26 protein-coding genes and 1 other RNA gene are annotated in these 24197 nt (G+C 40.7%); 18 read left to right on the forward strand and 9 right to left on the reverse strand.

All coding sequences use genetic code 11. The features are described from left to right. Window positions 1-14: 14 nt before the first annotated feature. Entirely contained in the window at window positions 15-971 is a 957-nt protein-coding gene (locus tag CLV57_RS11355) for a PhoH family protein (protein ID WP_100341532.1), read from the reverse strand. Between the two features lie 101 nt (window positions 972-1072). Between CLV57_RS11355 and CLV57_RS11360 the strand changes: the two genes are divergently transcribed. From CLV57_RS11360 to CLV57_RS11370, 3 genes are all read left to right on the forward strand, one after another. Continuing rightward, on the forward strand, window positions 1073-1849 hold the full coding sequence (locus CLV57_RS11360; RefSeq protein ID WP_100341533.1) for an SAM hydrolase/SAM-dependent halogenase family protein: 777 nt from the start codon (window positions 1073-1075) through the stop codon (window positions 1847-1849). Between the two features lie 6 nt (window positions 1850-1855). After that, entirely contained in the window at window positions 1856-2407 is a 552-nt protein-coding gene (locus tag CLV57_RS11365; RefSeq protein WP_100341534.1) for a hypothetical protein, read from the forward strand. A gap of 63 nt (window positions 2408-2470) precedes the next feature. Continuing rightward, window positions 2471-3868 carry an MBL fold metallo-hydrolase gene (locus CLV57_RS11370; protein ID WP_100341535.1) on the forward strand — a complete coding sequence of 466 codons (1398 nt, stop codon included), beginning with the start codon at window positions 2471-2473 and terminating at the stop codon, window positions 3866-3868. Here CLV57_RS11370 and CLV57_RS11375 read toward each other — a convergent pair. Both CLV57_RS11375 and CLV57_RS11380 read right to left on the reverse strand, forming a co-directional pair. Next, complete coding sequence (locus CLV57_RS11375; protein WP_100341536.1) at window positions 3863-4855, reverse strand: Gfo/Idh/MocA family protein; 993 nt, start codon at window positions 4853-4855, stop codon at window positions 3863-3865. The genes CLV57_RS11370 and CLV57_RS11375 overlap by 6 nt on opposite strands. A 17-nt stretch (window positions 4856-4872) precedes the next feature. Then, entirely contained in the window at window positions 4873-5748 is an 876-nt protein-coding gene (locus CLV57_RS11380) for a sugar phosphate isomerase/epimerase family protein (protein WP_100341537.1), read from the reverse strand. An 89-nt stretch (window positions 5749-5837) separates the two neighbouring features. Between CLV57_RS11380 and CLV57_RS11385 the strand changes: the two genes are divergently transcribed. The 3 genes from CLV57_RS11385 to msrA all read left to right on the forward strand — a co-directional run bounded on the left by CLV57_RS11385 (window position 5838) and on the right by msrA (window position 7254). Continuing rightward, window positions 5838-6089 (forward strand): DUF3820 family protein, encoded by a 252-nt coding sequence (locus tag CLV57_RS11385; protein WP_100341538.1) that lies wholly within the window; start codon window positions 5838-5840, stop codon window positions 6087-6089. 56 nt (window positions 6090-6145) lie between these two features. Then, the gene (locus CLV57_RS11390) at window positions 6146-6523 is read left to right on the forward strand and encodes a VOC family protein (RefSeq protein ID WP_100341539.1); all 378 of its coding nucleotides are present in this window, start codon (window positions 6146-6148) and stop codon (window positions 6521-6523) included. A gap of 83 nt (window positions 6524-6606) precedes the next feature. After that, entirely contained in the window at window positions 6607-7254 is a 648-nt protein-coding gene (msrA, locus tag CLV57_RS11395; RefSeq protein ID WP_100341540.1) for a peptide-methionine (S)-S-oxide reductase MsrA, read from the forward strand. A gap of 90 nt (window positions 7255-7344) precedes the next feature. Here the strand turns inward: msrA and corA are convergent, their stop codons facing one another. Then, the gene (gene corA / locus CLV57_RS11400) at window positions 7345-8409 is read right to left on the reverse strand and encodes a magnesium/cobalt transporter CorA (protein ID WP_245856999.1); all 1065 of its coding nucleotides are present in this window, start codon (window positions 8407-8409) and stop codon (window positions 7345-7347) included. A gap of 56 nt (window positions 8410-8465) precedes the next feature. Further along, the gene (locus tag CLV57_RS11405; protein ID WP_100341542.1) at window positions 8466-9080 is read right to left on the reverse strand and encodes a WbqC family protein; all 615 of its coding nucleotides are present in this window, start codon (window positions 9078-9080) and stop codon (window positions 8466-8468) included. Window positions 9081-9115: 35 nt separating this feature from the next. Between CLV57_RS11405 and CLV57_RS11410 the strand changes: the two genes are divergently transcribed. The 3 genes from CLV57_RS11410 (at window position 9116) to CLV57_RS11420 (ending at window position 11996) form a co-directional block, all read left to right on the forward strand. Further along, a complete protein-coding gene (locus CLV57_RS11410) occupies window positions 9116-9997 on the forward strand; it encodes a lysophospholipid acyltransferase family protein (RefSeq protein ID WP_100341543.1) in 882 nt (293 codons plus the stop codon). Between the two features lie 89 nt (window positions 9998-10086). Further along, the gene (locus CLV57_RS11415; protein ID WP_100341544.1) at window positions 10087-10971 is read left to right on the forward strand and encodes a lysophospholipid acyltransferase family protein; all 885 of its coding nucleotides are present in this window, start codon (window positions 10087-10089) and stop codon (window positions 10969-10971) included. Further along, a complete protein-coding gene (locus CLV57_RS11420) occupies window positions 10971-11996 on the forward strand; it encodes a glycosyltransferase family 2 protein (RefSeq protein ID WP_100341545.1) in 1026 nt (341 codons plus the stop codon). Before CLV57_RS11415 ends, CLV57_RS11420 begins: the two co-directional genes overlap by 1 nt. 2 nt (window positions 11997-11998) lie before the next feature. Here the strand turns inward: CLV57_RS11420 and aroQ are convergent, their stop codons facing one another. Beyond that, the gene (aroQ, locus tag CLV57_RS11425) at window positions 11999-12415 is read right to left on the reverse strand and encodes a type II 3-dehydroquinate dehydratase (protein ID WP_100341546.1); all 417 of its coding nucleotides are present in this window, start codon (window positions 12413-12415) and stop codon (window positions 11999-12001) included. 80 nt (window positions 12416-12495) lie between these two features. Between aroQ and xerD the strand changes: the two genes are divergently transcribed. From xerD to CLV57_RS11440, 3 genes are all read left to right on the forward strand, one after another. Next, entirely contained in the window at window positions 12496-13356 is an 861-nt protein-coding gene (gene xerD / locus CLV57_RS11430) for a site-specific tyrosine recombinase XerD (RefSeq protein WP_245857003.1), read from the forward strand. A gap of 77 nt (window positions 13357-13433) precedes the next feature. Continuing rightward, entirely contained in the window at window positions 13434-14306 is an 873-nt protein-coding gene (locus tag CLV57_RS11435) for a YitT family protein (RefSeq protein ID WP_100341548.1), read from the forward strand. Window positions 14307-14319: 13 nt separating this feature from the next. Further along, a complete protein-coding gene (locus CLV57_RS11440) occupies window positions 14320-14775 on the forward strand; it encodes a DUF6265 family protein (protein WP_157799138.1) in 456 nt (151 codons plus the stop codon). On the opposite strand, the gene CLV57_RS11445 is transcribed toward CLV57_RS11440, so the two are convergent. Beyond that, window positions 14776-16503 (reverse strand): VanW family protein, encoded by a 1728-nt coding sequence (locus CLV57_RS11445; RefSeq protein ID WP_100341550.1) that lies wholly within the window; start codon window positions 16501-16503, stop codon window positions 14776-14778. A gap of 119 nt (window positions 16504-16622) precedes the next feature. On the opposite strand from CLV57_RS11445, the gene CLV57_RS11450 reads away from it, so the two are divergent. After that, window positions 16623-17501, forward strand: coding sequence for a diiron oxygenase (locus CLV57_RS11450; protein ID WP_100341551.1), 879 nt, complete (start codon window positions 16623-16625; stop codon window positions 17499-17501). Between the two features lie 32 nt (window positions 17502-17533). On the opposite strand, the gene CLV57_RS11455 is transcribed toward CLV57_RS11450, so the two are convergent. Both CLV57_RS11455 and CLV57_RS11460 read right to left on the reverse strand, forming a co-directional pair. Next, window positions 17534-18109: a nitroreductase family protein gene (locus tag CLV57_RS11455; RefSeq protein WP_100341552.1), complete on the reverse strand. Its 576-nt coding sequence runs from the start codon at window positions 18107-18109 to the stop codon at window positions 17534-17536. 66 nt (window positions 18110-18175) lie between these two features. Further along, window positions 18176-20608 carry an alpha-ketoacid dehydrogenase subunit alpha/beta gene (locus CLV57_RS11460; protein ID WP_100341553.1) on the reverse strand — a complete coding sequence of 811 codons (2433 nt, stop codon included), beginning with the start codon at window positions 20606-20608 and terminating at the stop codon, window positions 18176-18178. A gap of 131 nt (window positions 20609-20739) precedes the next feature. On the opposite strand from CLV57_RS11460, the gene CLV57_RS11465 reads away from it, so the two are divergent. From CLV57_RS11465 to CLV57_RS11485, 5 genes are all read left to right on the forward strand, one after another. Continuing rightward, window positions 20740-21147, forward strand: a complete 408-nt coding sequence (locus CLV57_RS11465; protein ID WP_100341554.1) for a DUF1573 domain-containing protein — start codon at window positions 20740-20742, stop codon at window positions 21145-21147. A 140-nt stretch (window positions 21148-21287) separates the two neighbouring features. After that, entirely contained in the window at window positions 21288-22526 is a 1239-nt protein-coding gene (locus tag CLV57_RS11470; RefSeq protein ID WP_100341555.1) for a pyridoxal phosphate-dependent aminotransferase, read from the forward strand. A gap of 10 nt (window positions 22527-22536) precedes the next feature. Next, window positions 22537-23046 (forward strand): DUF3347 domain-containing protein, encoded by a 510-nt coding sequence (locus CLV57_RS11475; RefSeq protein ID WP_100341556.1) that lies wholly within the window; start codon window positions 22537-22539, stop codon window positions 23044-23046. A 115-nt stretch (window positions 23047-23161) separates the two neighbouring features. Beyond that, window positions 23162-23529: a transfer-messenger RNA gene (gene ssrA / locus CLV57_RS11480) on the forward strand. Between the two features lie 372 nt (window positions 23530-23901). Beyond that, complete coding sequence (locus CLV57_RS11485; protein ID WP_100341557.1) at window positions 23902-24192, forward strand: helix-turn-helix domain-containing protein; 291 nt, start codon at window positions 23902-23904, stop codon at window positions 24190-24192. Window positions 24193-24197: the final 5 nt, after the last annotated feature.

Below are 24197 nucleotides of genomic sequence, written 5' to 3' on the forward strand. Positions count from 1 at the left end.
AACATCTCATATCTTTACTGTATATCCCCGTAAGCTGCTAATATTTTACGTACCAATTTGTGCCTTACTACGTCTTCACCGCTTAGGTAAACAATATCAATACCTTTAATATCTGTTAAAATGCGCAGGGCGGTATGTAAACCCGATTGTTGTTTCTTTGGTAAATCTATCTGCGTAACGTCGCCGGTTACAATAAACTTTGCTGATGGGCCCATACGGGTTAAAAACATCTTTAACTGCATATCGGTAGCATTTTGCGCCTCATCCAATATTACAAAGCAATTATCTAATGTACGGCCACGCATAAACGCCAACGGCGCTATCTCAATTGTACGATTCTCCAGGTACACTTTCAGCTTTTCGGCAGGTATCATATCATCCAAAGCGTCATACAGCGGGCGCAAATACGGATCGATCTTTTCCTTTAAATCGCCCGGCAAAAAGCCAAGGTTCTCCCCTGCTTCAACAGCCGGACGGGTAAGAATAATGCGTTTTATCTCTTTGTTTTTTAACGCGCGTACGGCAAGTGCAACAGCGGTATAGGTTTTACCGGTACCTGCAGGTCCGATAGCAAAAAGTATGTCACTTTTATTAATACTGTCAACCATTTTATGTTGGTTGGCCGTGCGCGCCTTTACCATTACGCCATTAGGGCCAAACACAATCACATCTCCGGTTGTTGACTTGTCATTGGACTCAGGCGTTGGAGAAAGTTCAACTTTCGAACCTAAAATGCGCTCAATATCTGTAATACTTAAATTATCGTAACGCTCAACATGTTGCAGAAGGTGGTTAAATTTTTCCTGGAAGGTGGTCAGCTCCGCATCGTCTCCCAATACCTTTACATCATTGCCGCGCGCAACTATTTTAAGCTTTGGATATTGTTTTTTAATGATCTCAAAATGATCATTATTAGGTCCCCACAACACCGCAGGATTTATGTTCTCGATAGATAATTTAAGTTCGTTCAACAGTAAATGATTATTTTGTTTCTGATTTTTATGAATTAAAAATTGAATATTTGCAGCGTTTCCTGCTTGTACAAGATTAGCAATAAATATTTAAAAAATTAATGGCAATTATAACTTTAACTACTGATTTGGGCGACAAGGATATATACCAGGCCGCGCTTAAAGGTAGTATCCTAAAGTTATTACCTACTGTTAATATTGTTGACATTACCCACAGTGTAGCAGCGTTTAATGTACAACAGGCAGCTTTTATTTTAAAGAACAGTTTCCATTATTTCCCGGAGGGATCAGTACACCTGATAGGTATTGACACTGTTTACAGCGAAGACACCCGCTACCTGGCCATTCAATACAAAAAACATTTTTTTGTTGGTGCCGATAACGGCATTTTTTCGCTGATGTTTAGCGATGTACCCGATGAGATGGTGGAGATCAACATTATGCAGGATCTGAAGTTCCTGCATTTCCCGCTGGCCGATATTTTTGTTAAAGCCGCTGTTCATATGGCAAAAGGCGGTTCCTTAGCTGAAATTGGTTTACCTGTAAGCAGCATAGAAAACAAAATGAACCTGCAGCCCGTTATTGAAAGAAATTTGATAAAGGGTGTGGTTATATACATTGATTCTTTCCAAAACGTAATAACAAACATCACCAAAGAGTTTTTTAACCAGATACAGCAAGGGCGGCAGTTTACGTTATATTTTAAACGTAATGAAACCATTAATCACCTCAGCTGGCATTACAACGAGGTACCCGAAGGCGAAAAACTTTGCCTGTTTGGTATAAGCGATCACCTGGAGATCGCCATCAATAAAGGTAACGCAAGCGGATTGCTTGGCCTTAACCTTGGCGACAGCGTGATCATTGAATTTGAATAGTGCGTTATGAATAAATTGCTGATGATGCTTCTTTGCACGGTTATAAACACAGCCGCGTTTGGACAGGGACGTTCTGACTCTGCTGCTTATGAGATGCAGCGAAAAAAGATCAACAGTATGCTTAATGAAAGGTCTGCTAAATTTGGGCAATATGATGCCAGTTTAAGCCAGCACACAGGCATATTCGGTTTACAAACCAAGAAGGATATCCGCCGCTCAAACGAAATTCTAATGGATATCGTGCGGACAGACAACGAGATCTATCGTCAACTTAAAATATTGCTTGACTACCGCGCGTTCCAGCAAACACAGGTACAACAAAAAGCAAAACAAGTTGAAAACAGCCAGCTTGGCTTTTTATACAGCATTAAGAAACTGCAGGATGAAGTAGCTAAGCTGAGATCGGCTAATGAAAAACAGGCTAAAGAAACTGAGCGCGCCAACAGAAACTTCTATATTGCCGCGGCGCTTATTGTTTTGTTTGTTGTGTGGTTGCTAAGAACTGCTATGAAAAACAGGAATAAAAAGCTTGCCGAAAGAACAATTACTGTTAATTGATTATATTACAAAACATCGTTTAAAGGATTTTACATTTAAGCCTTTTTCCGATTTTAACTACCAATGAAATTAACCATACACGGCGCTGCCAAACAGGTTACAGGCAGCATGCATTTGCTTGAACTTGATAAGTATAAAATACTGATTGACTGCGGTTTAGATTATGAAAAAGACCGCAGCATACAAAGCAACGAAAACTTTCCGTTTGACCCGCGTGATATTGATGTTGTTATATTAACTCATGCTCACATTGACCACTCAGGTAATATACCAACGCTGGTTAGGTTGGGGTTTTCCGGGCAGATATTATGTACGCCCCCTACCGCAGATCTGACAGAATTGTTATTGCTTGACTCGGTAAGCATTTTTATGAACAAGGCTGGCAAACGCAGCAAGTTTGGCAAAAACAAAGGCAAATTTAACAGCGCTGCACAACCGCTCTATTTACAAAAGCATGTAATGGATGCCATGGAACGTTTTGTTACCATTGGCTTTAACAAACCTTTCCGCATAAATGGCGATGTTGAGATAACATTTATCCCCGCCGGACATTTATTGGGTGCGGCATCAGTATTGTTTAAAATTAATGAGCATGGTGAAGAGAAGACCATTGCTTTTACAGGAGATATCGGCAGAAAAAACTACCCCGTATTAAATGACCCGGAACCCATCCCTCCTGTTGACTACCTGGTAACAGAATCAACATACGGAGGCCGCGTCCATACGACTGATAAAACAGTTGAAGAAACTTTTGTTGAGGTAATTGAAAAGGTATGTATTAAAGAGCAAGGGCGACTAATTATACCTGCCTTTAGCATTGGACGCACGCAATCATTGGTTTTTATTCTGAATAAAATATTCAGCAATGGCCTGTTACCAAAAGTGAAGGTTTTTGTTGACAGCCCTATGGCAACCATGGCTACCGGAATTTTCAGGAAACATCATTCATTGGTGAACGATGAAGCTAAAGAGTTTTATAACAAACAAGGCGACGAGTTTGACTTTGATAACCTTACCTATGTTGAAACGCTGAAGGATAGCCGACAGGTGTCTAACTATTGGGAACCCTGTATCATTATTTCATCAGCAGGTATGCTGGAGGGCGGCCGTATACAAGACCACCTGTTTTACAACATCCAAAATTATTATTGTACCATATTATTTATTGGCTACTGCGCAAAAGGCACGTTGGGTTACAGGCTGCTGCGCGGGGACCCAATTGTTCATATAAAAGACCGGGATCTTTCCGTTTATGCCACCATTAAAAAAACAGACGTGCTAAGCGCCCACGGCGACCATAACGATCTGATAAACACCGTTAAGCAGCAAAATAAGGAAACCATTAAAAACATTTTCCTGGTGCATGGTGAAACAGGGAGTATGCAGGCGCTAAGCGATGCTTTAACTATTGAGGGATATACGGTAACAATTCCTGAAAAAAGCGTTGCTTATCAGCTATAATTCGTCAGCGGTGTAACGTATTCCCGCAAGCCCGCGTATTTTATCAAGCAGGACCATCAGTTTTAAGGTATAACTATGCGATACCACCGGACTTTCGGTTAAACCTGCCCGTAGGCATTCGTTAACATGCCGCGCTTCATACTGATAGCCAAAACCGTTTTCGCGCTCAACTTCTATCAACTCTTTAATTCCGTTTTCGCCATATAATTCAACATTGGCAGATGCGGTGTAAAAGTCTGGCGTAAGTTTTACCCGGGCTTTTGTACCACACACCTCGGCTTCCGTAGCAAGGGTTGTTCTGAACGAAGAGTACAAACTGGCCATAGCTCCGTTATCGTAGGTAAATACTACCGAACATTGCTCATCAACGCCACCATCTGTAGCAACTGCATTAACGTCAATCTTATCAGGCATCCCTAACACATCAAACGCAGTAAAAATATTGTAAATGCCAATATCCAAAATAGAACCTCCGCCCAAAGCAGGGTCAAGTAAACGAGTGGAATGCTGTGGAGTAACCACATAACCAAAGTTAGAGAACACTATCTTTACATCGCCCAATTTGCCACTTTTAACCATGTCAAGCATTTTTAAGTAATGTGGATGGAACTTAGTCCACAAGGCGTCCATCAAAAACAGCTTTTTTTCACGGGCAAGGTTGATCATGGCCTCAGTATCACGCTTGTTAATAGCGAATGGTTTTTCGCATAACACTGCCTTACCGCCATTAAGACACATCAGCGTGTTTTCATAATGCAAGGTGTGTGGCGTAGCAACGTACACAACGTCAACATCGGGGCATTGCGCAACTTCGTCATAACTGCCAAAGCAATTAGCCACAGGGTATTCATCAGCAAATTGTTGAGCAGATGTTAAAGAACGTGAACCAATAGCTGCCAGTTCGGCGCCTTCCGCCAGTTTAAGGTCTGACGCAAAGCGGCGCGCTATGTACCCAGTACCTAAAATACCCCATCTGATTGTTTTCATAGTTTATGTAGCAGCTTTTATACAAGGTTGTTTTTGATGTATTTGAAGCTTTTTGTAATGCTTTCAAATGGGTCGCCCGGTGTCATATCCTGTTCAACGAAAAAGTATTTCATGCCTGATTTCTTAGCTTGGGCAAAAATCTTTTTAAAATCTATCACGCCATTACCCACTTCGGTGAACGAAGCCCTCGGTGTGCTGTCCATGTCTTTAACATGCCATAACGGAAAGCGATCTGGATTTTGTTTAAATAGAGCGATGGGATCTTGCTTAGCCTTACTTACCCAATAAATGTCCATTTCCATTTTCACCAGCTTTTTGTCGGTATTAGCGAGTAATATTTCGTAAGGATATTTGCCATCCTGCCCAATAAATTCAAAATCGTGGTTGTGGTAACAAAACTGTATACCAGCTCTGGCACACAACTCTCCTGCTTTGTTAAAATCAGCAGCTAATTTTTTGTAATGATCAAGACCGCCACGCTCCTTTGGGGTAAGGTAAGCGCAAACCATATATTTAATGCCTACTTTGGCAGCTTCGTCAACCGCCTTGTCCCATCCATTCAAAATAGTCCCTTTATTGGCCGGATTTTCTTCGCCAAGAGAATAATGGCAGCTTATCATATCTAAGCCATTTTGCTTTAATACCTTTTTAAAAGCAGGTGCATCCATTCCATAAAATTTTTCGCTGCCCGAATATGTTGCACCTTCAACAGAATTATAACCAATACCTGCTACCCTTGCCAAACCAGCTTCAGGAGTTTTTTGCATAGCATCTCTGATGGTGTATAACTGCAAGCCGATATATTTTTTGTCGGCTGCCAACAAACTTGGTGCGGCTAATACTCCGGCAGATAGTAAAGCCGAAGTTTTGATAAAACTTCTTCTTGAACTCATGGTAGCAAAATTTGGTTTACAGTGGAAAACATAGCAAGGTATTAATTTTTTAATGGAAGGCAACGAAACAAATTATAATTTAGCTGCACATGGAACCCGTTCAACCCGACGTTAAAATATTAATTGCTATAGTGACCACTCAAATGCCTTTTGGCAAATACAAGGGTACTTTAATAAGCGATCTGCCGGTTTACTACCTGGAGTGGCTCAAGAATAAAGGTCTGCCCGCCGGAAAAATGGGCATGATGCTATCTACCGTTTATGAGATAAAGGTAAATGGGTTAAACACCATTTTAGATAAGGTAAAAACTGCTGTTAGAAATAGCCGCAATCATGGTTGATAATATCTAAAAAACGACTTAAATTGCTTGGAATTAATTAAGTAAATACAACACCTATGAAAAAAGTAACCGGTATTGGCGGCATATTTTTTAAGTGCGATGACGCGCAAGGCATGAATGACTGGTATGCCAAAAACCTGGGCATAGCCACAAGTAAATACGGCACCACCTTTGAATGGGCCGATGCTGAAGACCCATCCAAAAAAGGCTCGACTACCTGGAGTACTTTTCCTAAAGACAGCAAGTATTTTGATCCTTCAACCCAACCATTCATGATCAATTATAGGGTTGAAAATTTGGTTGAAATGGTTGAAGAACTGAAAAAAGAAGGCGTTACCATTGTTGATGAAATTGCTGATTATGACTATGGTAAATTCATCCACATTATAGACCCTGAAGGAAACATGATCGAATTGTGGGAACCAAAAGACTAAGTCTTGCCTACTGTATCAAAGTTACCGTGCTATGACCATCTGCCAATAAACCGTCTGCGTATATTTTGTCAAATAACACACACATGAAAAGATCAATTTTTTATATTTTAATGCTGATGATGTGCTTTGGCTGTGCAAGCGCGCAGGATGACGACACGTTAGTAAAGGTACCTGCGCCAAAACCGGGAAAAGCAGTTGCCACATTTGCGGCGGGATGTTTTTGGGCATCTCAGGAAGCGATGTCTGAACTGAAAGGTGTTGAGCAGGTTATTGCAGGTTATTCTGGTGGTAAGGTACCTAACCCTACTTACGAGGATGTTTGTACAGAAGCAACTGGTCATGCCGAAGCTGTGCAGGTTTATTATGACCCGAAGGTTATAACCTACGAGGAATTGGTCACTGCATTCTTTTACGCGCACGATCCAACAACCTTGAATCGACAGGGACCTGATGAGGGCACAAGTTACCGTTCAGCAATATTTTACCGCACGCCAGAGGAAAAGGCAATTGTTCAAAAAGTTATTAAAGAAGTAAATGCCTCAAAGCACTATAAAGATCCGATAGTAACCCAGGTTTCACCTTTCACCGCATTTTATGGCGGTGAGGCGTACCATCAGGGCTACTACCGTGTGCATCAGGACAGAGGGTACATTCGTACAGTATCGGTTCCCAAAGTGATGAAAATGCGAAAAGCAGTGCCACAACTGTTAAAGCCGGAGTTTAAGAAGTAAGTAGCCCCCTCTAAATCTCCCCCTGAAGGGGGAGACTTTATATTACATTTATTATCTAAGCCCTCCCTTCCTGGGAGGGTTGGGTCGGGCTTACAATTTACTAAACCACCCTTTGCGCCAAAAAATGATGATCTGGATTACGGCGATAACAAACATAGCTGCCATTACCCAATAGTAACCATGATACGCGTATAATTCGGGCATATTATCGGGCATCACTTTATTGGTAACGGGGTCAACTTTGGCGAAGTTCATACCGTAAATGCCGGCAACAAAAGTTAACGGAATAAATATAGCAGAGATGATGGTCAACACTTTCATGATCTCATTCATACGATTGCTTACCATTGAGAGGTAAAGATCAATAATGCTTGAGGTGATTTCTTTATCGTTTTCTATCAGGTCCATTATTTGCACGCAATGATCGTAGGCATCGCGCAGGTACATTTTTACATCCTTGGTAATTTGGACACTATCCGAACGCAAAATATCATTGATCTTATCTCTTTCGGGCCAAGCTGCCCTTCGCACCGTTATCAAAGAACGTTTTAACTGCTGTGCATCCACCATTACGCTTTTATCGGGGCATTTATATAGCCTGTCTTCCAGCTCATCTAATGAATCACCTATCTGGGCTAAAACAATAAAATATATATCCAGAATGGTATCGGTAAGTGCATAAGCCATGTAAGCCGGTCCTGCGGTTCTTATTAAACCTTTACCTGCTTCCAATCGTGCTTCAACCGCGTCAAAGCAATTAACGTGTGTTTCCTGGAAGGTAATGAGTAAATTATCTTTAATAATGGCCGAGAATTGCTCGTTCATCAATTCACCTTCTTCAGTAAAATAAATTACCCGGCTCACCATAAAAACATAATCATCATACTCGTCAAACTTAGGACGCTGATACGTATTGACTATATCCTCTAAAACCAGCGGATTAATGCATAGTTCGTTACCAAGTGTTTCCAACAACTGGGCATCACCAATTCCGCTAACCTGTATCCAGTGCGTAAGGCCTTTTTGCTTTTTTACTTTTTCAATTATTCCAGTGATCTTTTGCTCGCGGGCAGCAGTAACACCATCTTTGTTATAAGAAAACACATCAATTTTGGGCTTTAAAGCATTTTTATCAATGTTTAAAGTACCTGGCATCAACCCCACCTCTCGACGTCGATTTTTGCGTTGTATTTTCTTTATAGTGCCAGTCATTACAAATAATCAATGCTACGCGGCCCCTGATTAAACAGCAGGTCCACAATGCTCAGGTTTTTTATAAACCTGTGCCGTTCTTCAAAAACCTGAAAATATGGCTTTTGTTCGGCGTTGTATTCTTTTTTTGAGCTAAAAGCATTACGCAGGTCCAACACTTCAGCACCATAATCAGACTCATATGTTTGAGTTTTTTGTATTGAGGTGGGAATCTTTATTGACTTCAGGATCAATTGCAACAGCTCTTCATTAAAGTCAAATAAAAACTTGTATTGCTTTTGATAAAATGGTACCAACGCATCTTCATAGTATTCAAAATAAGCCGAACGACGGTAACAGGCCTCTAAACTCATCCACTGTAAGCGCTGCCATCTAAAATCATAGCTGATCCTTACATCCTTAATTTTGGTATGCACTTTTGAGCCTTTAACTACAGGTACCACCAGCGATAAAGCGCCATCGGGCGAGTAAATTGTAGCCCTGTTACGGTACGTTTGCTTGGGGAAATGCTCTTCGGCCTCGATAAATATATCAGGTTTGTTGGCATTAAATTGTGAAAACCACGCAACAGGTGGCAGATAAAACATTGGCAATAACGCACCTTTTTCAATCATATCAATTATGTTTGTAGCTACAAGCGACGAAATTAATGATAAAAAAAGGGCTTTTGAGGCTATCTATATTCTTTTTGTACCTCGTGTCCCTCCTTCCCTTTTGGGCTTTGTACCTTATTGCTGATTTTTTGTACTGCATTCTGTATTACCTGATAGGTTACAGGCGCAAGGTAGTTAAGGAAAATCTCCGCAACTCTTTCCCCGACAAAACAGATGAGGAACTGAAAAAGATAGAAAAAGATTATTTTAAATATCTTGCCGACCTGATGGTAGAAACCATCAAGATGATAACAATATCGAAAAGCGAGTTACAACGACGGGTTAAATTGACTAATCCGGAAGTAATGCAGCGGTATGTTGCAGAAAACAAAAGCGTTACCGCTGTAGCCGGTCATTACTGCAACTGGGAATGGGCTGGCTTAGAGTTTAGTATAGAATCATGCCTTTTTTTTATTTATAAGCCACTCAGCAATAAAACATTCGATGATTTTTTCATTGAAGTTCGATCGCGTTTTGGTGGTGTTGCTGTGCCTATGAAGCAAACCTTGCGCACAATGGTGGCACATAAAAATGAATTTACCGTAACCGTGTTTGCAGGAGACCAAACCCCTGTGCAAGAAGACGCCAACTACTTTACCACCTTCCTTAATCAACCAACAGCTGTTTTTTTAGGAATTGAAAAAATAGCCAAGCTAATAAACTCAAACGTGATATTTTACGATATGCGGCAGGTAAAACGTGGTTTTTACGAATATACCATAGTACCCTTGGTTGAAGATGCTAAAAACAGCGCCCCAAATCAAATTACAGAGGCTCACGTCAAGTATCTCGAAATGATGATAAACCGCGAGCCGCAGTATTGGCTATGGTCGCACCGGCGCTGGAAATTTGCATCGAAAACACGATGCACATCATAATTTTACTGTAAAATAATTGTAAAGCAGCGTTAATATCAGCTGTACATTTTTTAGTTATTTTAATTTTGCGGTACAATCTGCCCCCGCAAATGCTAACAAAAATATTATCAAAGTTGGGTATAGCCATGCTATATCTAATTTCTTTTTTACCGTTTTGGCTGCTCTATAAAATCTCCGACCTATTATTTATAGTGCTTTATCATGTTATGCACTATCGCCGTGATGTGGTACAGGCCAATCTGCGAAACTCCTTCCCCGAAAAAAACGGGGCAGAATTAAAAGTTATTGAAAAAGAATACTACAGCTACCTTGCCGACCTGAGTGTTGAAACGGTTAAACTCTTCACCATATCAGAAAAAGAGGTAATGAAGCGTATGCGTTGCACTAATTTTGATTTGATACAGGGTTACTTCGCACAGGGTAAAAGCGTAATCGGAGCTTTAGGACATTATGGCAATTGGGAACTTGCTGCGCATTGTTTAAGCCTGCTTACGCAAACAGAACGACGGATTATTGTTTATAAGCCACTTACAAACAAAACATTTGATAATGCATTTATAAAAGTCCGCTCCAGGTTTGGCGCCACTCTTGTAGCAATGCAAAACACCATGCGAACGCTTGTTAGTTACAAAAAAGAAACAACAATAAGCGTACTGGTTAGCGATCAAACACCGGTGCAAAGCGAGGCCAATTATTTCACTGAATTTTTGAATCAACCCACTGCTGTTTTTTTGGGTGTGGAAAAATTATCCAAACTTTTAAACAATGTTGTTGTCTTTTGCGATATCAGGCGTATAAAAAGAGGATATTATACTGTTACCTTTGTGCCTTTATTTGATGATGCAAAAAATACCGCCGAGTACGAAATAACACGCGAGCACGTTCGGTATTTAGAGAATGTAATTAAACAAGAACCGGCCTATTGGTTATGGTCACACAAAAGATGGAAATTTACACCACCACATAGCAATTGATGAATAAACCAAAAGTTGCTATAGTTATATTGAATTGGAACGGTGTTAATCACCTGCGCACATTTTTACCATCGGTGATAACGTCATCGTACCCCAACCTGGAGATAGTAGTTGGCGATAACGCGTCTACTGACGAATCACTTTCATTTATTGAAGACACTTACCCTGCAATCCGCATTATTCGTAATGAAGAAAATTATGGCTTTACCGGAGGTTATAACCGTGTATTGAAACAGGTAGAGGCAGATTATTATATTCTGTTAAACTCTGATGTTGAAGTTCACCCGGGTTGGATAGAACCTGTTATTGACCTGATGGAAAGTGACCCGCTTATTGCAGTGGCCGCGCCAAAAATATTAGACTATAATAAGAGAGAATATTTTGAACATGCCGGTGCTGCCGGTGGCTATATTGATAGTTTTGGCTATCCTTTTTGCCAGGGCCGCATGTTTTATGAGATAGAGAAAGATAACGGACAGTACAATACTTCGCATGAGGTATTTTGGGCTACAGGCGCTGCCATGTTCATCAAAAAGAAATGTTGGGATGAAGCAGCAGGATTTGATGACCGCTTTTTTGCACATATGGAAGAGATTGACCTTTGCTGGCGTTTGAAAAACCGTGGCTATAAGGTTATGTACTGTGCAGAATCATATGTATATCACCTGGGGGGCGGTACGTTAAATACTGAAAATCCGTTTAAAACCTATCTCAACTTCCGCAATAACCTGCTTTTATTAAAGAAAAATCTACCGTTTTGGCGGGGGGCATCTGTTATTACCACCCGCTTCTTTTTAGATTTCACTGCATTGGTGAGGTTTTTAAGTGAAGGCAAACGCAAAGACGCGTGGGCAGTTAGCAAGGCGCATCAAAACTTCGCGCGTAACATATTTCACTCCGAAGAAGAGCACCATCGCGACAAATTACCAACAAAGCTTACAGGGATGTATCGCGGCAGCATTGTTTGGGAGTTCTTTGTAAAGAAATGCCACCTTTTTAGTTGCCTGGATAAGGATAAGTTTTAACCCTACCCTATCAAACTCTCAATACCCAGGCGATAGCTATCCATTCCGAAACCCAAAATTACTCCTTTGCAATTGGCCGAAAGATAAGAATGATGCCTGAATGCTTCGCGTTTATGTACATTAGATATATGCACCTCGATAACCGGGGTTTTGATTGCTGCAATAGCATCGGCAATTGCAATTGATGTATGCGTATAAGCGCCTGCATTTAATACAATGCCATCAAAACTAAACCCAATTTCGTGCAGCTTATTGATGATCTCGCCTTCCACATTACTTTGGTAGTAGCTGATGTTAACATCCGGGTAGCGCTTTTTCAGCTCGGTTAAATAAGTATCAAAGCTGGCATCGCCGTAGATAGATTTCTCGCGTACGCCTAACAAGTTTAAATTTGGGCCGTTTATAATCTGTATATTCATTTGCTCAAACTTAACTATAAATCAAACAAAACTAAAATCAATTGGACTGGCCATCGGCAATAAAAGGATTTAAGGCGTACATGAAACTGGAACGGTCACTGTCGGCTAATTCTGTTGAAGCGTACGCGCGAGACATTGATAAGCTGCAACAATTTGCAGAACAGGGAACCAAACCTGTAAAGCCTGATGATATTAAACTCGCCGATCTGCGACAGTTTATTAATTTCATAAACGAGTTGGGTATGATTCCCTCTTCGCAGGCCCGTATTCTATCTGGTGTAAAAGCGTTTTATAAATATTTACTAACCGAAGAGCTGATAGACAGCGATCCGTCTGAGTTGTTAGAATCGCCTAAAATACAGCGCAAACTTCCGGATACATTGAGCTATAACGATATTAATAAGCTGATTGCTGCCATTGACCTTTCAAAGCCCGAAGGCATGCGCAATAAAGCTATTATGGAAGTGTTATATGGTTGCGGTTTGCGGGTATCTGAACTGACCGAACTTAAACTATCCAACCTGTACCTTGATATTGAATTTATAAAAGTTACCGGTAAGGGCAATAAAGAGCGCCTTGTACCCATTGGCAACGAAGCCATTAAAGCTTTGAAGCTTTGGATACAACAGGTACGCCCCAATATTCCAGTTAAAAAAGGACATGAAGATATTGTTTTTCTTAACCGCCGTGGTGCGGGGCTTACGCGTGTATACATCTTCACCATGATTAAGGAACTTGCCGCTGCCATCGGCTTACAAAAAAATATTAGTCCGCATACATTGAGGCATTCATTTGCAACACATTTGGTAGAGGGAGGCGCCGACCTGCGTGCCGTGCAGGAGATGTTAGGGCACGAAAGTATTACCACAACGGAGATTTACACCCACCTTGACCGTGAATACTTAAAAAGTACCATTATTCAACATCACCCCCGCAATTAGCCGTTTTTTGACGCTAAAGCGCCTGTTTTCTGCTATATTTTTCTTATTTTTCAGCACCTTGAATATTTACCTCCTCTATGAAAAAAAGATTTAGTGCAAGAAAAGAAGCTTCAAAAGTAGTAATGATTATAGCAGGCATTATGTGTGCTGCATTTGGATTGAAGGGTTTTCTTATTCCTAATGATTTTATTGACGGTGGTGTAACAGGTATTTCACTGCTTATCAGCTCTATTACTGATTGGCCGGTATCTGTTTTGCTATTTGTTATCAATATTCCTTTTATATGGTTAGGGTACAAAAGGGTAGATAAGTTATTTGCTATTAAGACACTGGTAGCCATTATAATACTATCATTAGTTATATACTTTATTGAATTTCCGGACATCACGCACGACAGGCTCTTGATAGCCGTATTTGGTGGGTTCTTTTTAGGCTTAGGTATAGGTTTGTGTATGCGCGGCGGTAGTGTTATTGACGGTACCGAATTGCTGGCGGTTTACATTAACCCCCGGTCTTTCCTCTCTATCGGGCAAATTATATTGCTTATCAACGTATTTATTTTTGGTGTTGCAGCCTTCTTCCTTGGTATTGAAAAAGCGCTGTACTCCATGTTAACCTATTTGGCCGCCACGCAAACTATTAATTACATTATTCAAGGTTTTGATGAGTATACATCGGTAACCATTATCTCTCCTAAAAGTGAATTGATCAAAAATGTAATTATGCGCCATTTGCACAGAGGGGTTACTGTTTACAAAGGCGAGCGCGGTTTTGGTAAAACTACGTTTGAAGATAAGAATATTGACATATTGGTAACGGTAATAACTCGCCTTGATGTACAACGTGTGGTCACCCGGGTGCAAGAAATTGACCCTACGGCTTTCATTATCACTAACTCGGTATCTGAAGTGCGTGGCGGACTGGTAAAAAAATTAACTATTGGCCATTAACTTTAAAATAAGCATGAAGAAATACCTGCCTGTTTTGACCATTATACTTTGCAGTTTTATTACCGCAGATAATTTCGCAACGTTACACCAATTAGTTGGTGGCACCTGGAAAATGAAAAAGAAAGACGGCTACACTTGTGAAAAATGGGTGAAGGTTAATGGCAATGAGCTAAAAAGCACGGCTTTTAATATTAAAGGTAAAGATACTTCGGTTTATGAAAGCGTAAGCCTAACCAACAAAAATGGCGTAATAGCATATACGGTTACCGGTGCCGGTAACAGCCAACCCGTGGCCTTTAAACTAACAACAGTCAATAACAATCAATTTATATTCTCTAACCCTGCTCATGATTTTCCGCAACAGGTGGTTTATCAATTTATAAATCCTGACTCGATACATGCCTGGGTAGATGGTAAATACAACGGGAAGGTTGAGAAAATAGATTTTTATTACAAGAGGACTAAATAACTAATTAGAGAAAAGCGCACTTTTAACTGCTTCTCTCAATTGATCATAATCGCCTGTTTTAACTATTGTTAAATTATTTTGAGGTGGTAGTCCACAAGCATTTGTTGTAATTACGGGTATATTACATGAAAGTGCTTTTAAAATAATCCTCGGCGAATGTTCAACATAAGTTGGATAAACAACCAAAGCTATGTCATCTAACAAATCATTTGCCGGTGCCGCAATTCTTACACCCTCCCAAAAACCAATATGTTCCATAGCGCCGCCGGTTACAACCAAAGTAAGGTCTAATTCAATAGCAAGGCGTTTAATTTCAAAAGCGCCTTTGCGAGCAACTCCTGATGCCGGAAACAAAACTTTATTACCACGTATTTTTTCCTTAGCGGGTATATCTGAATGAGCCCACTTTAGTTTAATAACTTTATTATTGAACAGCTCGGCAATCTCCTCATGAGGGGTTATTATATGCTCGGCTCTGTTTAAGGCAAGTATTTCACTTTCTACAATATCGTCGTTTGCTCTGAAATCATCTAACGTCTTACTTTGCGGATAAAGCTTGTGTGCAATATTGAGTCGGTCATGCAGATAAGTCAAGGGTAATCTCGTCATTAAAACATTGTACCTTCTACCACCAAACAAACCCTCTTGTTGTAAAAAAGGCAACAAATTTTGTGCTACAACAAGTTGAGTAGCATTGTAAGGAATCCGTTTGGCTATCTTTTTAGCAATTAGTCTGTCTAATTTTAATGATGATGCAAAAACATTCCGGTTCATTTTAGCATAAATATGCCTCCAAATAGTTCTTTGTACGGCAGGCATAATAAACGTCTTGATTGTAGGTCCATCCTTAATCTGCCATCTGAACTTGTGCAGATACTTTGCGTCATGTTTACCGGATGGCATGATAATGATATCATTTGGAGTTGCAATGCTGTTTATATACTGTTCGTACTCAGTCCATCTTTCATCTAATACAAATACTGTTGCTCCGGTTTGTGAAGTCGCCGGCGGTTGCTTAGGGGGTTTAAAGCAATCAAAGTTTCCGCACGAATAGCAATCGTTTATATGGTCAGGTGCCTGTATTCTGCTATTGCTTATTTCATTAACAGATGAGTTAGCCATTAACTTAACAATCAACTTATTTGCTGTTAGGTCTGTTACAACTTTAAAGTCAACATTAGCTCTAAAACGCAAATCGAGATAATTCCATTTTACGGTAGCATCCCTATCATGCTCTGCCAGCGAACCAGGAATAACTTTGGTGTGTTTGTGCCGTTCCAAAATTTCAAAACCTGCTTTTATAGCGGCATCATACAAAGCATTTGAAAGCTGACACATACCACCGGCTATTGACGGCACAATGCAACCCTCTCTAACCTCTCTGCCAATAACAAAACCTTTACCTATATTAGGATTACCAATGTGTTTCCAGAAGCTAAATGTTTGATTTGCCGGAACTTCCATTCCGTTTAGAATCTGAGCAGCAATACGCAGGTTCTGAACTTTTCCGGCGGTTAATATTTGATTTTGGGCATTATCATTTTTGTTCCACAACTCACTTTCTGAGGTTGCAGCTAATGGCAAATTGTTGAGATTTCCTTTATTGCTGAATTTTTCAAGTCCTGAAAATAAATTGTGATAACATCTTTTAAATGTAAAAAAAGTCACCTTTATCTGAAATATGGCAAGTTTAGAAAAACTGTGATTTTCGGCTAAGGCGTTTGACATTTGTTTATGCTGCGTTGTAAAACAGAGGTTGGTTAAATATAAACAGAAAACGAATTAATCAAACATCTATTGGTTGTGAAACAAGATTGTTAAACAAGCGTTGGTTATATTTACGCTATATGAACGCCAAAGAAATTGAACGTTTAATAAAGATCAGTCGCGAGCGGCCCTTAATGCCCGAAACCTATATTCCCTGGCAACTGGAGCCGGAGGCTAATGATATATTCTTGCCCGAAACGCTTACCTCATTAGAGGGTCTGGATGTGTATCATACACTCAGTCCTCAACAAAAAACAGAGTTAGGGCGGCACGAATTGGTGCAGGTTATTGCATCCTACGGATGGGGAGAACTCTTATTTTGCCTCTTCATGACCCGCCACATGCTCACCCTTCCGCCCGATAGTGTTGAGCATCAGTTTTTAATACGTGAGATGATTGAAGAGTTGCGCCACCAGGAAATGTTTGCCCAAGCCATTACCAAACTGGATGGCAAACCACTGCCTCAAAGCAAACTGCATCGGTTTTTTGGGCATTTCAGCAATAAATACCTGCCTGCCGACTACCTTTTTATGGGAAGCGTTTCCGTTGAATTGGTCACTGATGTATACGGTAATTATGCCCGTAAAGCCGATAATATTTATCCGGTTATAAAAAAGATGTTCGACCTGCATAACATTGAAGAAGGCAGGCATATTCTTTTCACCAAAAGTTTGCTTAAAGAGTACTCGGCAAAAGCCGGCTTTGTAAAGCGCACGTTATACAGCTATGTTATATTGTTTAATATACTTTTTATACGCACCATGTATGTTAAGCGCGAAATATATCAGCGTATTGGCTTAGAAAATCCTGACGAAGTATACAAAGCGGCAAGCAAAAATTTTAAGCAAAAATTTGCAGAGCGCTGTCTCGACGATATTATTGCCTTTGTACACGAGTGGCGTGGCTTTAACCGACTTACACGGTTTGCTTGGCGTTGGGTGTTGGGGGCTAAAATATAAAACAGTGAAGCATCAATTACTATCTTAGCATGTTACTTCCACTCCGTTTTCTCACTCACCGTCTTCTTCCGCACTCCTTTAGGATACTCGTCGGCATAGCCAAGGTAAATCACTCCCATCACCCGGTCCTCTGGTTTAAGATTTAAAAAGGAATGCATAGCCGGTTTAAGTATCATACCGCCAGTGCTCCAAAACGATGCGATATTTAAAGCAGTAGCGCCAAGCAATACATTTTGAATGGCAGATGCAGTGGCCCACTCCTCTTCAAAAACAGGAATTTTAGGCAAATTACCACGCTCCATAATAGCCACTATAGCGTGAGATACCTTATCGCCTTGCGTGTAAAAATTATCATAACTACCCTGAATAAATTCTGCCTCAGAGGTGTTAGCCTTATAAAGCGCAGCATGTTGTCGGCAAAAATCAGAAGGGCTGGGATACACAACAAATCGCCATGGTTCGGTTGAACCATGATTAGGCGCCCATATTGCCAGTTCAAGCAAGCTTTCTATTTGCTCATGTGGAATTTTGCCGCCATTCATCATAAAAGGTTTTACGCTACGGCGGCTTTTAATGGTGCCAGCAATATTGTTAAATAGTTCGTTCATTTAAATAATACCGTTTTAAGATAAAACTGTAATAACAATTTTTGGCAATTGCAGATGACTAAAAATCTAATAGATCGGCGGAAACTTTGCAGGGTTACTTTCGCTCATCATACCGTAAACCGCTTCTATCACATCATCAACGGAGGGTTTGGTAAAGTAGTCGCCATCCGTACCATACGGCGGGCGGTGGTCTTTAGCGCTAAGGGTACGCGGCGGGCAATCTAACATGTAGTAGCCCTTCTGGCTCTCAATTATTTTTTGCAGGATGTAAGCTGATGCAGCTCCTGGAAGATCTTCGTCCACAACCAGCAACTTGTTGGTTTTGCCAAGTGAAGCACCGCATAAGTTCTCGGTATCAAACGGATATAGTGTTTGAGGATCAACCACTTCTGTATATATACCCATTTGCTCCAGTTCTTCGGCGGCTTCCATAACAACACGTAAAGTAGAGCCGTACGATACAATAGTAATATCAGCACCTTCCCGCATTAGCTCCGCCTTACCCAAAGGCACAGTAAAATCGCCAACATTGGTAGGCATTTTTTCTTTAAGACGGTAGCCATTCAGAGACTCTACAACAATAGCGGGCTCATCACCGCGCAACAGTGTATTGTACATCCCGGCAGCCTGTGTCATATCTCGCGGAACACAAACGTGAAGGCCGCGCATAGTGCTCAAAATCATTCCCATTGGCGAACCTGAGTGCCATATACCTTCTAATCTATGTCCGCGGGTGCGAATGATAACCGGTGCTTTTTGTCCCCCGGCTGTACGGTAACTTAAACTGGCCAGATCATCGCTGATAACGGTTAAACCGTACAACAGATAATCCATGTATTGTATTTCGGCTATCGGGCGCAGGCCACGCATTGCCATACCCATCCCCTGTCCTATTATAGAGGTTTCGCGAATCCCGGTGTCGGAAATACGCAGGTCGCCATACTTGGCTTGTAAACCAGCAAAGCCTTGATTAACGTCACCTATTGCACCTAAATCCTCACCAAAAGCAACAATTGATTTATCGCGCTCAAAGTTAGCATCAAAGCATGCATTCAATATTTCCCGGCCATCCAACATACGGGCGTTAGGCTCGTATACGGCAGGTACCGCTTCAATTTTAAGTGGCGATTCGGGTGTATCTGAAAATAGTTTAGTGTTGAAGCGATCGTGATTCTTTCCATTCTGAACATGCAACCATTCAGCCAATGCAGTTCTCGCCTGAGTTGATTCTGCTGCGGTAATACGTAAAGCCTTCCTAATAGCCGAAACAACATCTTTGCGCCCTGGATCAACGCATGCTCTTAACGCAGCTGTAACAACATGTATCTCATCGCCATACTGAGATTCATTAGTCAATTTATCTAATAACGAAGCGGCTTCCTTTAATTCAGCATTTATCTCGGCAATAAATTCGTTCCATGCTTCCCGCTGAAATGCCTTCACTGTTTTTTTGGCGGTAGATTCCAGTTGCGCCAATTCATCTTCATTCATGATAGCCGCTTCCAAAATCCACTTACGCATTTGCAGCAGGCAATCGTACTCTGCCTCCCACTCCAAACGCTCGGCTGATTTGTAACGCTCATGAGAACCTGATGTAGAGTGCCCCTGTGGCTGCGTCATTTCAACCACATGTATCAGCACGGGTACATGCTCTTCTCTGCAAAGCTTAATAGCTTGCTCGTAAGTTTCGCACAGCGCCACATAATCCCAGCCTTTTACCCTGAAAATTTCAACACCATTGGTGCCGGTTTCACGCTGAAACCCTTTTACAACTTCAGAAATGTCTTCTTTTATCGTTTGTAAACTTGCAGGAACTGAAATGGCATAAGCGTCATCCCAAATAGATAAAGCCATAGGCACCTGCATAACACCGGCAGCGTTCAACACCTCAAAAAACAAGCCTTCAGATGTTGCACCATTACCTATGGTACCAAATGCTACCTCATTACCATTAACCGAAAAATTAGATAAGTACGATAGTTCTTTATTTTCGCGGTAAAGTTTTGAAGCATATGCCAAACCCAACAAACGCGGAATAGGACCGCCTGTAGTTGAAAGATCTGATCCGCAGTTTAAACTCTCCACCTGGTTAACCCAGCTACCATCAGTATTAACAAAGCGGGTACCATAATGACAGTTCATTTGGCGGCCGCCCGACGCGGGTTCTTTCTCAATATCCGGATGAGCATAAAGTTGCGCGAAGAACTCTTTCATATTGGTCATGCCGGTAGCAAACATAAAAGTTTGGTCTCTGTAGTAGCCTGCACGCCAATCGCCTTTTCTAAAGGCTTTTGCCATTGCCAACTGTGCAACTTCTTTACCATCTCCAAATATGCCAAACTTAGCCTTACCTGTAAGCACTTCCCTGCGGCCCAATAAACTGGCCTGTCGACTTTCGTAAGCGATACGGTAATCATTGATGACGATAGACTTAAAGTCGTCGAAACTAAGGTCGGCGACATCAAATTTATCCTGATTAATAATTGCAGTTTCGGGCATATTTCGATATTTAGATTTGTAAAATTAAAAAATTCTGTCGGTATACCTAAATGTTGAATTATTCTTAATGTGTAAACATTGTTTTGGATTTAGGTTAAACCTTTTATATTTGTGTTAATCAAACAGATATTATGAAAAGATTAGTTTTAATTTTCGCAGTGGTATTAGGCTTTGCATTTAACGCTGCTGCGCAAGGCGGTGCCAAAGCGGAATTTAAGTTTAATGAAGAAAAACACGACTTCGGTAAAATACCTCAAGGTAAACCGGTAACCACTCAGTTTGTATTTACTAACATTGGAGCAGAACCTTTGATTTTGACCAGTGTTCAACCTACGTGCGGTTGTACTATTGCAGACTATACCAAAACCCCTGTTAAAAAGGGCGATAAAGGTATAATTACCATCACTTATAATGCTGCTGCTATTGGTGGTTTTGGTAAAGCAATAGTGGTAACATCAAACGCAACCACACCTCAAAAAAACCTGATCATTTCAGGCGAAGTTGTAGCTGCAGCCGCGGCGGCGCCAAGCACACGTTAAGAGTTTAAGAATTATACCCTTACGCTCTTAAGCAAGAGAGAAAGGGTTAAAATAAAATATGGAGAACGGCCCTGGAAACAGGGCCGTTTTTTGTTATGTATAAATCTGCTACAATATTATCTTTTTACTAATTTTGCATTATGCCAAATATATCCCAAAAGGGGCAGCGAATGCCTGCTTCCCCTATCCGTAAACTTACTCCATATGCTGACAAAGCTAAACAGGACGGAAAAACGGTATTTCATTTAAACATTGGTCAGCCTGATATTGAAACGCCTGAAGGTATGATCAATGCAATAAAAAACGTTGATTTTAAGGTTTGGGCCTATACCCCATCAGAAGGTACTTTAAGTTATAGAAAGCAACTTACCAAATATTATAACCGCAATGGTTACAACATTACTCCCGAAGATATTATTGTAACAGCAGGTGGCTCGGAAGCCATATCCATTACTTTTATGACCTGCCTTGACGCCGGTGACGAAGTACTGGTACCGGAGCCTTATTATGCTAACTATAATGGCTTTGCCAGCCAGAGTGATATTGTAGTTAAGCCTATTCTATCCTACATTGACAGTGGGTTTGCGCTGCCGCCCATTGCAGAATTTGAGAAACATATTTCCTCAAAAACAAAAGCTATCTTCATTTGCAGCCCTAATAACCCGACCGGATATTTATACTCCCGCGAAGAAATGGAAGCCTTAAAAGCTTTGGTGTTAAAGTACGACCTTTACTTGTTTGCAGATGAAGCTTATCGCGAGTTTGTATACGGCGACCAGCCTTTTGTATCACCAATGCATTTAGATGGCTTGGACGAGAATGTTGTTATTATCGACACCGTAAGTAAACGCTACAGCGCTTGTGGCGCTCGTTTAGGTTGCATTATCACCAAAAACAAAAAATTTTGGCAAACAGCTATCAAATTTGCACAGGCAAGGTTAAGTCCTGGTTTGGTTGAACAAATTGCAGGCGAAGCAGCTATTGATACTCCTGACGAGTATTTTGACCGTGTTAAAGCAGAGTATAATAGCCGCCGTAATACAATAGTTAGTGCACTTAACAAAATGGAAGGTGTTTACTGCCCTAACCCAGGCGGCGCTTTTTATGTAATGGCGCAGTTACCAATTGATAACTCAGATAAGTTTTGCCAGTGGATGCTGGAAGAATTTAGCTATAACAATCAAACCGTGATGATGGCGCCGGCTACAGGTTTTTACAGCACACCTGGTTTAGGTTATAATCAGGTTAGATTAGCTTATGTGTTAAATAACAGCGACCTGGAAAAAGCCATGACGTGCCTTGCAGAAGCTTTAAGAGTTTACCCTGGTAGGGTTGATAATGCCGAAGGTTTAAAACTAAGTGCAGAAACAGTAGCTTAAATTTAAGGGTATGAGTTTAAAAAATATCTGGGTTGTAATACTATCTCTATTTGTTTTTGCGGCAGAAGTAAAAGCACAGGATGCCGCTGCTAATAAATCAATAAATGGTGTTTTTACATCGTATTTTTCATTGAAAAACGATTTGGCATCTGATAATTCAGCGGCAGCTAAAACACACGCTGCCGAGTTGGCAGGTTTGGTGAAGGCTGTTTCCGCAGACAAATTAAGCCCAGAGCAACAAACTGCGTGGAAGCTTAACGCTCCAAAACTGCAATTAGCAGCTACAAAATTAAATGGCGCAAAAGATATTGATACGCAAAGAGAGTATTTCGCTGTCCTTTCAAAAACATTGACGGATGCTGTTAAATCATTAAAAATCAACACTTCTGCAATTTATGTACAGTATTGCCCTATGAAAAAAGTGAGTTGGCTAAGTGAGGCTGCCGCTATTAAAAACCCATTTTACGGTAAACAAATGTTAACCTGCGGACAGGTAACTGAAACTTTAGCTGCAAACTAATTAGTTTCAGAAAGCGTTGGCATTGATTTTGTAAATCCTTTATTGGTAAAAAGCCTTATATTTGAAATCTGCTTTACTAAAAACTGGCAACTTAAAGCTGCCCACTACAAAAAATGGGGTCGACCGGAATTGACAGGATGGAGATAAGTAGGTAAGCATGCAGCGCGTTGGGTGAATTAGCGCTTTAATCAGAACACTCAAACTTACAAATGGCGAAAATAACTACGCCTTAGCTGCCTAATTTAGAATTAGCATAGCTTTTGTCCCGCCGGTTTTCCGTTTCATCGGGCCGGCACACGGGGCATCGAAAGATGAAACTGGTTTGCCGGTGGTGCGGAAGGCGAACGAGAAACAGTACCTAAGGAAGAAGGTATAGGTGAGTTACTGACCTTCCCCTTCCCTACAATTTAACAGAACTAAGCATGTAGAAAACTTACCTTATACCATGTTTGGACGAGGGTTCGAATCCCTCCGGCTCCACTTGAAAAAACCGAACCTAAAGTTCGGTTTTTTTATGCAATTATAAATATTGTAACATATTGATAATTAATGTTTTGCAATCACAACGTAGTACTCGAGGGTTCGAATCCATCTTTTCTAAAGATTGCACTTATCTTCACCTGTAGAAGGGATAAGCGTTTGATAATTAGCGATTTTCAATAGTTTAGGGTTATAGACATTCACAAATCTTTCAAAAGCGCTCAAATTTTTTGTGGCAGAATAGTGGCAGTTTTTTGCTCTTTAAAACTGCCACTAATCGAGCCATTAAATGGTTTAAATGGCATTCGGTAATGCGTCTATGTCCAAGATTTTCTTACTTTAGCCAAAATTTGACAAGTCACAAAATAGCAGGCCATGCAATTTGGAGAAAGAATCAAGCAATTGAGAGAAGAGAAAGAATTATTACAGCGACAACTAGCGGCAAGCCTTGAAATTGATACTCCAATGTATAGCAAAATTGAAAGAGGCGAAAGAAGAGCAAAAAGAGAACAAGTAATCGCTTTGGCTCAATTGCTGAACATAAATGAGGAGGAATTATTGACTATTTGGCTGTCAGACAAAATCATTGAGAATGTTGGGAATGAAATAGCTGCATTAGCAGCACTTAAACATGCCGAACAGGAACTAAAAAAGAAATCGAAATAATTGAG

This window comes from Mucilaginibacter auburnensis, assembly GCF_002797815.1.
In the GTDB taxonomy this organism is placed as follows: Bacteria; Bacteroidota; Bacteroidia; order Sphingobacteriales; family Sphingobacteriaceae; genus Mucilaginibacter; species Mucilaginibacter auburnensis.

Excerpts from the sequence above, each read along its gene's own strand:
- CLV57_RS11470 (WP_100341555.1), top strand. The coding sequence starts at position 21,288 with ATGCCAAATATATCCCAAAAGGGGCAGCGAATGCCTGCTTCCCCTATC.
- CLV57_RS11435 (WP_100341548.1), top strand. The coding sequence starts at position 13,434 with ATGAAAAAAAGATTTAGTGCAAGAAAAGAAGCTTCAAAAGTAGTAATG.
- CLV57_RS11450 (WP_100341551.1), top strand. The coding sequence starts at position 16,623 with ATGAACGCCAAAGAAATTGAACGTTTAATAAAGATCAGTCGCGAGCGG.
- CLV57_RS11460 (WP_100341553.1), bottom strand. The coding sequence starts at position 20,608 with ATGCCCGAAACTGCAATTATTAATCAGGATAAATTTGATGTCGCCGAC.
- CLV57_RS11465 (WP_100341554.1), top strand. The coding sequence starts at position 20,740 with ATGAAAAGATTAGTTTTAATTTTCGCAGTGGTATTAGGCTTTGCATTT.
- CLV57_RS11375 (WP_100341536.1), bottom strand. The coding sequence starts at position 4,855 with ATGAAAACAATCAGATGGGGTATTTTAGGTACTGGGTACATAGCGCGC.
- CLV57_RS11405 (WP_100341542.1), bottom strand. The coding sequence starts at position 9,080 with ATGATTGAAAAAGGTGCGTTATTGCCAATGTTTTATCTGCCACCTGTT.
- CLV57_RS11380 (WP_100341537.1), bottom strand. The coding sequence starts at position 5,748 with ATGAGTTCAAGAAGAAGTTTTATCAAAACTTCGGCTTTACTATCTGCC.
- CLV57_RS11360 (WP_100341533.1), top strand. The coding sequence starts at position 1,073 with ATGGCAATTATAACTTTAACTACTGATTTGGGCGACAAGGATATATAC.
- CLV57_RS11440 (WP_157799138.1), top strand. The coding sequence starts at position 14,320 with ATGAAGAAATACCTGCCTGTTTTGACCATTATACTTTGCAGTTTTATT.
- CLV57_RS11410 (WP_100341543.1), top strand. The coding sequence starts at position 9,116 with ATGATAAAAAAAGGGCTTTTGAGGCTATCTATATTCTTTTTGTACCTC.
- aroQ (WP_100341546.1), bottom strand. The coding sequence starts at position 12,415 with ATGAATATACAGATTATAAACGGCCCAAATTTAAACTTGTTAGGCGTA.
- CLV57_RS11415 (WP_100341544.1), top strand. The coding sequence starts at position 10,087 with ATGCTAACAAAAATATTATCAAAGTTGGGTATAGCCATGCTATATCTA.
- msrA (WP_100341540.1), top strand. The coding sequence starts at position 6,607 with ATGAAAAGATCAATTTTTTATATTTTAATGCTGATGATGTGCTTTGGC.
- CLV57_RS11485 (WP_100341557.1), top strand. The coding sequence starts at position 23,902 with ATGCAATTTGGAGAAAGAATCAAGCAATTGAGAGAAGAGAAAGAATTA.
- CLV57_RS11455 (WP_100341552.1), bottom strand. The coding sequence starts at position 18,109 with ATGAACGAACTATTTAACAATATTGCTGGCACCATTAAAAGCCGCCGT.
- CLV57_RS11370 (WP_100341535.1), top strand. The coding sequence starts at position 2,471 with ATGAAATTAACCATACACGGCGCTGCCAAACAGGTTACAGGCAGCATG.
- CLV57_RS11475 (WP_100341556.1), top strand. The coding sequence starts at position 22,537 with ATGAGTTTAAAAAATATCTGGGTTGTAATACTATCTCTATTTGTTTTT.
- CLV57_RS11365 (WP_100341534.1), top strand. The coding sequence starts at position 1,856 with ATGAATAAATTGCTGATGATGCTTCTTTGCACGGTTATAAACACAGCC.
- xerD (WP_245857003.1), top strand. The coding sequence starts at position 12,496 with ATGAAACTGGAACGGTCACTGTCGGCTAATTCTGTTGAAGCGTACGCG.
- CLV57_RS11385 (WP_100341538.1), top strand. The coding sequence starts at position 5,838 with ATGGAACCCGTTCAACCCGACGTTAAAATATTAATTGCTATAGTGACC.
- CLV57_RS11445 (WP_100341550.1), bottom strand. The coding sequence starts at position 16,503 with ATGTCAAACGCCTTAGCCGAAAATCACAGTTTTTCTAAACTTGCCATA.
- CLV57_RS11390 (WP_100341539.1), top strand. The coding sequence starts at position 6,146 with ATGAAAAAAGTAACCGGTATTGGCGGCATATTTTTTAAGTGCGATGAC.
- corA (WP_245856999.1), bottom strand. The coding sequence starts at position 8,409 with ATGCCAGGTACTTTAAACATTGATAAAAATGCTTTAAAGCCCAAAATT.
- CLV57_RS11420 (WP_100341545.1), top strand. The coding sequence starts at position 10,971 with ATGAATAAACCAAAAGTTGCTATAGTTATATTGAATTGGAACGGTGTT.